Annotated in this window: 2 protein-coding genes and 1 pseudogene; all 3 read right to left on the bottom strand. The window is 47.8% G+C overall.

Going from position 1 to position 1,153, the window contains the following annotated elements:
- Positions 1 to 225, bottom strand: a pseudogene (locus tag ACFQ88_RS39490) (ATP-binding protein); the annotation flags it as partial.
- Positions 203 to 460, bottom strand: coding sequence for a hypothetical protein (locus ACFQ88_RS39485; protein ID WP_213398973.1), 258 nt, complete (start codon positions 458 to 460; stop codon positions 203 to 205). The gene ACFQ88_RS39485 and the pseudogene ACFQ88_RS39490, both read right to left, overlap by 23 nt.
- Positions 461 to 501: 41 nt before the next feature.
- The coding region (locus ACFQ88_RS39480) for a hypothetical protein (protein WP_379463410.1) at positions 502 to 1,153 on the bottom strand (652 nt) is incomplete at its 5' end.

Raw genomic sequence — 1,153 nt, 5'->3', positions numbered from 1 at the left:
CTCGGACACGTCTTCCAATCGGTGAACCACAGTAAAGTCCTTACCTTCCTGCAAGCCATGCCACAATTCCTGCCGTTTCTTGCGGCGCTCGTGTACTTCGCCTTTCGTATCAAGCTTTACCACATGGTCTTTCCCAGCGAGATATACCTCAGCGACAACCGATTTACCTGTACCGGTTTGACCACAGATAAAAACGTGTTCGTCATCGCCAATTGTCATTCGCATGTTTTCCACTTCCTTTCGTGCTGTAAGCTTTCACAACACGCTTCACGCCTTTACCTCTTTTCATAGCAGCCATGATGGACGGTTTCGGGATTTTGTCGTAAGGGATTTTCTCCACAACTAAAAATTCCTCGCCCTGTTCGATAATGTCCAAGTGTTCAAACCAATAACGGCTGTATTCATGCATGGGGATGTTGTAATAGAAGTCACCTTGCTTCAGCGTCACCATACCGGACATAGTCGATCATCCCCTCTAAATGGTTGAGGAATTTTAAGACATCAATATCCTCCGAAAGGGATGAGTTGATGTAAGGAGCCGCCAAATTGCTTACTAGTGGGTTCCCCAGATCGTTCAGCAGGCTTTTGATTAGTTCTTTCAGGCGCGCTTTCATTTCCTCGTTGTTCTGTTGGTTGTTTTGGTAGTTCTCGTTTTGGCAAGACATTTTTCTGTACCTCTTTCTTTTTAGGTTGTTTGGATTTCCACATAATGAATTTAGGTATAAAGATCGTAAAGCACGCAATGAGTAACGCTATATGGTCTGCATACTCACTGGCGACACCCGCCACGCCTTCAGACTTCGCCATGATGTTTGCGAGTGGCGTACATATCTGTTCGGCTTCATCGGCGGTTAATGCAAAGTCTTCCATCCCAGGTCGTGCTGCCACGATCGCGCTTGTCGTCAGTAACAGCATTTTCAGCTGGGATGAATCAACATTGCCCGCCGTCTTTTTCTTGGCTGCGCTTTTCTTTTTCGTGCCAGTACCAGGAGGGCGACCGCGTTTCTTTTTCGGCTGTTCCTCCTGGTCACTTCCCGGCACATCTACCATAACCACCCGAGGAGCGTTTTCGCTTTGCTTGGTGCTGGCTGTTCCTCTTCCTCCGGTTCCTCCACTTTTGGCGGTTCCGGTACTGGAATTTCCTGTGCTTGTC

It is taken from the genome of Paenibacillus sp. NPDC056579, from assembly GCF_042793215.1.
Lineage (GTDB): Bacteria > Bacillota > Bacilli > Paenibacillales > NBRC-103111 > Paenibacillus_S.
The sequence above is the reverse complement of the archived record's forward strand: the minus strand, read 5'-3'. Positions and strand labels throughout refer to the sequence as shown.